The organism is Bacillus sp. SRB3LM, assembly GCF_015712745.1.
Classification (GTDB): domain Bacteria; phylum Bacillota; class Bacilli; order Bacillales; family Bacillaceae_G; genus Bacillus_A; species Bacillus_A thuringiensis_K.
The window spans coordinates 1-1,530 of sequence record NZ_VWVQ01000087.1; the positions used below are offsets into that span (position 1 = coordinate 1).

Sequence of the window (1,530 nt, forward strand, 5' to 3'; positions counted from 1 at the left end):
CAACAGAACCGTTTTGATCATGTTGATACAACCAATCTATATGAAACGAATGGTTTTGTGTACCAACTGTATACGAACTCACTTGAAACAAACTCTTCAGATTGACTAGTAAACGTTTTTAATTTATGCGGAGTAGGAAAAGCATGTGAACGAATTAAAACGAGTACACAACCCTATAAGAACCTTTAAAATAATTGAAGGTGTTTTTCTAATAAAAGAGCATTGTATTTTTAATATAATTCCCGTAAAGTAAGCGCATACCATACAAAATATACAACTAGGAGTGTGATACACAATGAAACCCATTTTCAAAACAAGTATAGCTCTAACACTTTTTTCTCTTTCTCTTATAGGGTGTCAGTCACCACAAACACAGCCGAAACAACCATTTTCACTAACCGAACAACAAGTGATGGCAGATGCTTGGTATCAAACCGCTGGAGAAGTCAAAGCGCTCTATCATCAAGGATATAATATCGGAAAGATGAAATTAGACGCAGCACTTGCCAAAGGTACCGAGAAAAAGGCTGCCATCGTTTTAGATTTAGATGAAACTGTCGTGGATAATAGTCCGTATCAAGCCATGACAGTAAAAGAGAAGAAAGGATTTCCTTATAAATGGGAGGATTGGATTCAACAAGCGAAAGCAGAAGATCTTCCTGGTGCCGTTTCCTTTTTACAATATGCAAATAAAAAAGGTGTGGCGATCTACTACATTTCAAATCGCAAACAAAGTCAATTAGATGCTACCTTACAAAATTTACAGAATCTGAATATCCCGCAAGCTGATAAGGAGCATGTCTTATTGCAGGGAAAAGAAGAAAAAGGGAAGGAAGAACGCAGAAAGAAAGTTGCGACAGAACATGATATTATTCTATTCTTTGGAGATAATTTATCTGATTTTACAGGATTTGATGAGAAATCTGTACAAGATAGAAATCAATCAGTTGAAGCGATACACGAAGCATTTGGAGAAAAATTTATTGTGTTCCCGAATCCGATGTATGGGGATTGGGAATCCGCTTTATATCAATACGATTTCAAAAGGTCAGATACTGAAAAAGATAAGCTCCGTAAAGATGCATTGCATGTATTTGAAGATGCGAAATAATAAACGTATTGAGACAAATGGATATATGTTTGCTATTATATTCTATAAGCTGTGGTAAGCTGTCATTTGGAAGATTGGGCGCATTCGCTCAATCTTTTTTCCTATTTTTTATGATCCCATGATTAAATTGCAACATATGGCGAATACATACTACCTATCAAGGGGATTTCCTTGACGATAAAATGTTGATGCATCAACGATATAGGGCTTTTATCCCAATCTTTATGTTTTAAACAAACGTTTAATTCGACATCTTTCGTACAAATCCCACACGGATTCGCTACAATTCGTCAATATTTGTATGCATTTTTTGAGAAAGGAATTCTCTTATGTATAAATCTAATTTCGTTGCTTTCTTACTATTCGTAATCTCTTTTTCTTGTTACATCATCTATGTAACCAAAAACCCACTCTATTTG

General features: G+C 35.1%; 1 protein-coding gene. It reads left to right on the plus strand.

Annotated features, from left to right (window positions below):
• Positions 1–295: 295 nt before the first annotated feature.
• Positions 296–1,111, plus strand: a complete 816-nt coding sequence (locus tag F3I02_RS27070) for a 5'-nucleotidase, lipoprotein e(P4) family (protein WP_196477520.1) — start codon at positions 296–298, stop codon at positions 1,109–1,111.
• Positions 1,112–1,530: the final 419 nt, after the last annotated feature.

What these genes read in the sequence shown, in the direction of transcription:
- F3I02_RS27070 (WP_196477520.1), top strand. Translation starts at nt 296, where the DNA reads ATGAAACCCATTTTCAAAACAAGTATAGCTCTAACACTTTTTTCTCTT.